Genomic DNA, 6,615 nt, shown 5'->3' with positions numbered 1-6,615 from the left:
GCGGCCCCCGCGTTGGCTCCACGCCCCCCACGCCCGGCGCCCGGGACCTCACTCTCCGCTCAGCGCCTCCGGCAGCGGGGCCTCGATCGCCTGCAGGCGCGGCAGCACCTCGGCGGCGAACAGCCGCATCGACCGCTCGGCGGTCTCGGCGCTCATCCCACCGAAGCGTGGGTTCACGATGAACTCGACCGCGCCGGTCTTCTGCTGGATGAACCTCAACTTCTCGAAGACCTGGTCCGGCGTGCCCCAGGCCTGCGGGCGCGCGGCGAACTCGAGCATCTGCGCGTCCTTCTCCGGGTCGGTGCCCGGCCCCAGGTAGGGCGGCACCGTCGCGTAGTGCTCGTAGCCCTTGACTCCGATGAACTGGGACGGGTTGTCGAGGCCGTACTGCTTGGCGCTGCTGTTGTAGCTCTCCAGCATGTTCTTCGACATCACCGCCCAGGCCTCCTCCTCGGTATCGAAGCAGGCCAACATCACCTGGACGCTGGGCTGGGTGGGCTCGAGGCCGATGCTGCGGCGGATCTTGTTGACCTGCTGGATGTCGTCGGCGTACTCGTCCCAGCTCTTGGTGTTCGTCATGATCACGCCGTTGCCGGAGTTGGCCACGATCGGCAGCGTCTCGGGGCTCTGCCAGGCGATGCGCATCCGCTCGAGAAGCCGCTCGGGATTGCGGAACCCCGGGCGGATCGAGGTCTCGGGGATCTGGAAGTGCTCACCCTCGAAGGAGAACCACTCGTTCGTCAGGGCCCGGCGTAGAATCTCCAGGGACTCCGCGAACCGGCCGCGCGCGTCCTTCATCGGGACCCGGAACCGGTCGAACTCGTGCTTGGCCGCGCCTCGGCCGAGCCCGATGGTGAGCTGTCGACCCTGCAGCATGTTGTCGAGGACGCTGATCTGGTCGACCACCGCCAGCGGGTCGTACCAGGGCAGGACGACGACGATCGAGCCGAAGTCCAGCGAGGTGGTGCGGCCCGCCATGTAGGTGAGGTGCTGGAGCGCGCCACCGGTCATCGCGTACGGGCTGAAATGGTGGTCGACAGCCCAGTAGGAGTCGAATCCGAGCGGTTCGACCAGACCCGCGAGGTGGAGGTCCTCCTCGTAGATCTGCTGGTCGGTGACCGCAGGCGGACCGGGCTGCTTCGACTTGAAACGGTCCCAGTCCGTGTAGTTCTGGAAGTAGAGATGGACACCGATCTTCATGGTCACTTCCTCGACGAGTCCGACGTCAGCGGCCGCGGGCGGAGCGGTTGCCGGGGCTCAGGAGCAGCAGCAACTCGAATCCGATTTGAATCTGGTCGTGCCAGGATCGCAGGCACCCCCACCCCCGTCAAGACCGAACGGGGGGACCCCCCACTTGACGGAGCCGCAGGCCCGGGTGTTCGATTCCGACTCGGCTTCGAACCTAGTCCGGTTCGAAACCGCAACCCGCCGCCGTCGTCCCCGAGGAGCCCCGGTGCCCGACCAGACCCTGACGACCACGGTCACCCCGCTGATCAACGGCCTGCGGTTCGCCGAGGCCCCGCGGTGGCACGCGGGGTGGCTCTACTTCTCCGACATCTTCGCCCACCGGGTGCTGCGCGTCGACGAGGCCGGGACCCTGGAGACCGTCCACGAGTTCGACGACGGGGTGCACCCGTGTGGTCTGGGCTTCCTCCCCGACGGCCGGCTGCTGATCGTGAACATGGCCCGCCCCGAGATCCTCCGACTGGAGGCGCCGGGCGAGGTCGCCGTCCACGCCGATCTATCCGACCTGGCCGTCGGCGGCCTCAACGACATGGTCGTCGACGCGCAGGGCCGCGCCTATACGGGCTCGATGGGCACCCACGACCCCGCCGCGCCGCGCCCGGTCGATCCGGACGGTCGGGTGATCCTCGTCGAGCCGGACGGGTCCGCGCGCGTCATCGCCACCGAGGTGGACGACCCGAACGGCCCGGTCCTGCTGCCCGACGGCACCTATGTCGTCGCCTCGTTCCCCTCCGCCCAGCTGATCGGTTTCGACCGCGCGCCGGACGGCACACTGACGAACCGCCGGATCTGGGCCGACCTGGCCCCGTACAGCGCCGACGGCATCGCCGCGGACGGGGCGGGGGCGGTCTGGACGGCCTCGCCGCTGCAGGGGGTGGTCCGGCGGGTCGTGGCGGGCGGCGAGGCCACCGACGTGGTCACGATCTCGGAGGACATCATCGCGAAGATGCCTCTGGCCTGCGCGCTCGGCGGCCACGACGGCCGGACCCTGTTCGTGTCGTGCCTGCTCGGCGGGGTGGCGGCGATCTCGGCCGGCACCACCGAGTCCGTGATCGAGACGGTCCGCGTGTCCGTTCCCGCCGCGTAGGACCCCGCTCCCCGATCGAGGAGGCACCGTGGAGTTCGGGCTCTACTTCGCACAGCAGCTCCCCCGTCCCTGGGGCCCCGACGACGAGCTGGACCTGTTCCAGGAGAGCCTGGACCAGGTCGAGCTGGCCGACCGCCTCGGTTACGGCTACGCCTGGGCCCCCGAGCAGCACTTCCTGGAGGAGTACTCGCACTCCTCGGCGCCCGAGGTCTTCCTGGCGGCGGCAGGCCAGCGGACCCGGACGATCCGGCTGGGACACGCCGTCGTCCTGATGCCCCCGGGGTACAACGAACCGGCGCGGGTCGCCGAGCGGATCGCCACGCTCGACCTGCTCACTCGCGGGCGCGTCGAATTCGGCATCGGGCACTCCAAGACCCGGGTCGAGCTGGAGGGCTTCGGCGTCGATCCGCGGCTGCGTCACGAGATGTCTCTGGAGGCGCTGGGCCAGGTCACTGAGATGATGGCCCGGGAACCCTATCCGGGGCATGTCGGGACGCACTTCTCCATGCCGGCCCGCAACCTCGTCCCCAAGCCGGCGCAGCGCCCCCACCCGCCGCTCTGGATCGCCTGCTCGGACGACGAGACGGTCCGGCTCGCCGCCCGACTGGGCATCGGGGCGTTGGCCCACTCCTTCTTCGACGCGGCCGAGGCCCACGCGGTCGTCGAGGGCTACACCGAGACCTTCAAGCGGGACTGCGTGCCGATCGGGCACACGGTGAACCCCCGGGTCGCCACGATGGTCCCCTTCCACTGCCATCCCGACGCCGAGGTCGCGCGCACCCGTGGCGAGAGAGCTGGCAGCTTCTTCACCTACGCCGTGCGGCACTACCATGTGTTCGGCCGGCACCGACCGGGCGACACGAACCTGTGGGAGCGCTCGGAGATCGTCCGCAAGGAGCTGGGCGGGTCGATCCCCCACCGCGGCGGGCATGCGATCGGCTCCCCGGAGGAGGTCACCGCGCTGCTGCGCGGGTACCAGGAGGCCGGGATCGACCAGACGATCCTGCTCCACCAGTTCGGACGGCTGCCCTACGACCAGGTCCGGGCGTCCTTGGAACTGTTCGCCGCGGAGGTCATGCCCGGCTTCGCCGCGGAGCACGCCGCGATCCGGGCGCGGCGAGACGAGGAGCTGGCCCCGTACGTCGAGGCCGCCCTGGCTCGCAGGGAGCGGGGGGCCCCGGCGCCCGCGCCGCTCGTCGACGCCTACGGGCTGAGCAGGCCCCCGGTGGAGGACCCCGATGCCCATCCCCCACACATCCGGGACGTGCTCCTCGAGCTCGCCCGGATGGCCGCCACGGCGCGGCGCCTCGACTCCTGAGGGCGCCTCAACAGGGATGGATGCCCGCGAGCGCGAGGCGCACCAGGCGCCGCGCGGTCGCGGAGTCCTTCTCGGTCGCCGTCCCGATCGCGTTCATCAGGGTCATGAGGTCCTGGCCGGTCACCCCGGCCCGCACCACGCCCGCGGCAGCGGCGCGGTCCACCAGGACCTGCAGCTCGTCGATCAGCCGGTCCGTCACACAGATCTCGTCGGCTGTGAGGCCGTCCCCCTCGGAGCCTGCCAGGGCGATCCCGAGCCCGCGGTTCTCCGCGATGTAGGCCGTGGTCTCCTCGATCCAGGTGTCCAGCTCGGCGGCCGGGTCCACGCCCGGCTGCGCCGCGGCGTGGTCGCAGAGCTGCTCGACGCCCTCCCGGTACACCGCCTCCAGCAGCACATGCCGGGAGGGGAAGTGCCGGTGCAGGGTCGCCGAGCCGAGGCCCGCGCTGCGCGCGATCTCCTCGAGCGACGCCTGCGCGCCGTCTCGACGGATCAGCTCGGCGGCCGCCGCGATCAGCCGCTCGCGGTTGCGGCGGCCGTCTGCGCGCAACGTCTTCACCGGTGACACGGCGATCCTCTCCTCGACAAGCGGGGTGGCCCTCGATATCGTAGCTCAGGCGTAAATGGGGTGGTACCCCACTTCTAAGGAACGATCAGAGGAGTCTTCTCATGAAGGAATTCGTGCTGGTCACGGGCGCGACGGGGCAGCAGGGCGGCGCCGTCGCGCGGGCCCTCCTCGCGGCCGAGACGCCGGTCCATGCCCTCGTCCGTGATCCCGACAGCCCTCGCGCCCGCGCCCTGGCCGAGCTCGGAGCCCAGCTGGTCCGCGCGGACCTCGACGAGCCGGAGTCGCTCAAGCCCGCCCTTGACGGGGCCCGCGGCCTGTTCTCGATCCAGAACCCGGACTTCACCGACCTGGCCGGGGACACCGAGATCGTCCGGGCCCGGGCCCTCGCCGCGGCGGTCGCGGCAGCGGGGGTCCCGCAGATCGTGCACACCTCGGCGTCGGGGGCCACCCGGGTCATCGACGAGGAGCGCTGGGGTCCGTTCGTCCGCCACGCGTTCCGGGTCAAGGCCCTCACCGAGGACGCGCTGCGCGAGGCGGGCGCCGTCTCCACCACGATCCTGCGCCCGTCCGCCTTCATGGAGAACTTCCTGGCGCCCTCGTACTTCTACGCGCCGGGGTCGGCCGAGAAGCTCCTCGTCGGCTACGACGTGGACGTGCCGCAGGCCTTCGTCGCGGTCTCCGACATCGGGTCGGCGGCCGCCGCCGCGTTCGCGGACCCGGCCCGGTTCGACGCCGTCGAGCTCGAGCTGGCGGGCGAGCGGATCAGCCTGCGGGCGGCCGTCGCCACCCTGTCCAGGGTCTGGGGGCGGCCGCTGACCCTTCCGGAGAGCCGGGAGGCGGCGGTCGCCGACGGGCTCGCCGAGGTCTTCCAGCAGTCCCAGACCTACCTGAGCCTTCACCCCGCCCCGGCGTTCCCGGAGTACCTGCGGGCCTTCGGTCTGCCGACCACCTCGCTGGAGGAGTGGGCGCGCAGCGTCGCCTGAGCCGATCGACCGGGTCGATCGACCCGCGATCAGGAGGATTCGATGCGAGACGTCAGCACCACCGCGATCGCGGCGATCGAGCGGTCGGTCCTCGCGGACTACGCCACCTACTTCGAGGATTTCCAGCGAGGCGACGCCGCCGCCATCGCCGCCCACTTCACCGCGCCGCTGAGTCGGGTCTCGAACGCGGGCACCGCGGTGTCGCTCACGCGGGCCGACGTCGAGGACTGGCTCGTCGGGTCGCGGGCTCGGTGGGCCGAGCGGGACTACGGTCGTTCGATGACCACATCCCGCACCGTGACCGTGCTCGACGACCGGACGGCGCTGCTGGCGGCCCGGGGCACCCGACACGACCGCTCGGGCGCCCCGATCGAGGACTTCGACGTGCGCTACGTGCTGGTCCGTACCGACGACGACCGCGATCCGCCAGCGATCGCTGGCGGATCGCGGTCGTCGTCTCCGTCGACCCGGACGGGCCCGGTTCCGCGGAACCCGGCCGGGGACTCACTTGAGGGCGAGCGGGTTCACCGGGGACCCGACCGCGCCCACGAACTTGATGGGCGGGCCGGAGAAGAGGAACTCGTAGACCCCGTCCCGGGCGCAGTCCTCGGCGAGCTCCTCGAAGTCGAGGATCTCGCCCAGCGGCATGCCCATGTCCCGGATGAGCACGCAGTGCACGGCGAACTTCTCGTCCCCCTCACCGGGGAGCACCTCGATCGCCCAGTTGTCCGAGCAGAGCGCCGCCACGTCGCGATCGGACAGCCATTGCGCGCAGGCCAGGCCGATGCCGGGCTCGCCGTCCATGAAGGCCTTCGCGTCCCCGGTCGTGGTGAACACCCTCCGCCACCCCGTGCGGATGAGCAGGATGTCCCCGGGCCCCACCCGCACGCCTTGGGTCTCGGCGGCCTCGTCGAGGTCGTCGGGGGTGATCGCGTAGCCGCGCTCGAGCCAGTCCACCCCCTTGAGGCGGGCGATGTCCAGCAGCACCCCGCGTCCGACGATGCCCTTGCCGAGCTTGTCGATCGCGAGCTTCCCTGCGCCGCGTGGACCCACCTCCGAGGTGGGGTAGCCGTTGTAGAGCCGGTCGTCGTAGAACACGTGGGACAGCCCGTCCCACTGGGAGGCGGCCTGCAACGGCATGAAGACGTAGTCGTCGGCGAAGTGCATGCCACCGGGGTAGACCTGCCCGGCCCCGGTGTCCCGCATGAGGTGTACGGGATTGATCCGCGCACCGCCGGGTTGGGGCCCGTCGGCGGCGAAGGGGATGCCGAGGTCGAAGATCCGGCCGGTGCGGACGAGTCCCGCGGCCGCAACCACCGCCTCGGGGGTGATGAGGTTGAGCGTGCCCAGCTCGTCGTCCGGGCCCCAGCGCTGCCAGTTGCTCAGCCTGCGGCCGACCTCGCGGAAGCGTTCCATC

At 71.1% G+C, this 6,615-nt stretch carries 6 protein-coding genes and 1 pseudogene; 4 read left to right on the top strand and 3 right to left on the bottom strand.

Annotation, left to right across the window (positions count from 1 at the left end; genetic code table 11):
* Positions 1–48 precede the first annotated feature (48 nt).
* Entirely contained in the window at positions 49–1,200 is a 1,152-nt protein-coding gene (locus AB0B41_RS30755) for an LLM class flavin-dependent oxidoreductase (RefSeq protein WP_358209526.1), read from the bottom strand.
* A gap of 253 nt (positions 1,201–1,453) precedes the next feature.
* Here AB0B41_RS30755 and AB0B41_RS30750 point away from each other — a divergent pair, with 253 nt between their 5' ends.
* Complete coding sequence (locus tag AB0B41_RS30750; RefSeq protein ID WP_358209524.1) at positions 1,454–2,332, top strand: SMP-30/gluconolactonase/LRE family protein; 879 nt, start codon at positions 1,454–1,456, stop codon at positions 2,330–2,332.
* A 28-nt stretch (positions 2,333–2,360) separates the two neighbouring features.
* Positions 2,361–3,650, top strand: a complete 1,290-nt coding sequence (locus AB0B41_RS30745) for an LLM class flavin-dependent oxidoreductase (RefSeq protein WP_358209522.1) — start codon at positions 2,361–2,363, stop codon at positions 3,648–3,650.
* Positions 3,651–3,657: 7 nt separating this feature from the next.
* Here the strand turns inward: AB0B41_RS30745 and AB0B41_RS30740 are convergent, their stop codons facing one another.
* Positions 3,658–4,215 carry a TetR/AcrR family transcriptional regulator gene (locus tag AB0B41_RS30740; protein ID WP_358209520.1) on the bottom strand — a complete coding sequence of 186 codons (558 nt, stop codon included), beginning with the start codon at positions 4,213–4,215 and terminating at the stop codon, positions 3,658–3,660.
* A 101-nt stretch (positions 4,216–4,316) separates the two neighbouring features.
* Here AB0B41_RS30740 and AB0B41_RS30735 point away from each other — a divergent pair, with 101 nt between their 5' ends.
* On the top strand, positions 4,317–5,198 hold the full coding sequence (locus AB0B41_RS30735) for an NmrA family NAD(P)-binding protein (protein ID WP_358209518.1): 882 nt from the start codon (positions 4,317–4,319) through the stop codon (positions 5,196–5,198).
* Positions 5,199–5,240: 42 nt separating this feature from the next.
* Positions 5,241–5,600, top strand: a pseudogene (locus AB0B41_RS30730) (hypothetical protein); the annotation flags it as partial.
* A gap of 102 nt (positions 5,601–5,702) precedes the next feature.
* Here AB0B41_RS30730 and AB0B41_RS30725 read toward each other — a convergent pair.
* Complete coding sequence (locus tag AB0B41_RS30725) at positions 5,703–6,614, bottom strand: cyclase family protein (protein ID WP_358209516.1); 912 nt, start codon at positions 6,612–6,614, stop codon at positions 5,703–5,705.
* Between the last annotated feature and the right edge of the window lies 1 nt (position 6,615).

The sequence above is a fragment of the Pseudonocardia sp. NPDC049154 genome (genome assembly GCF_040648315.1).
GTDB lineage: Bacteria > Actinomycetota > Actinomycetes > Mycobacteriales > Pseudonocardiaceae > Pseudonocardia.
Note: the sequence above shows the minus strand (reverse complement) of the source record. Positions and strands in the feature narration are given on the sequence as shown.

What these genes read in the sequence shown, in the direction of transcription:
- AB0B41_RS30755 (WP_358209526.1), bottom strand. Translation starts at nt 1,200, where the DNA reads ATGAAGATCGGTGTCCATCTCTACTTCCAGAACTACACGGACTGGGAC.
- AB0B41_RS30735 (WP_358209518.1), top strand. Translation starts at nt 4,317, where the DNA reads ATGAAGGAATTCGTGCTGGTCACGGGCGCGACGGGGCAGCAGGGCGGC.
- AB0B41_RS30725 (WP_358209516.1), bottom strand. Translation starts at nt 6,614, where the DNA reads ATGGAACGCTTCCGCGAGGTCGGCCGCAGGCTGAGCAACTGGCAGCGC.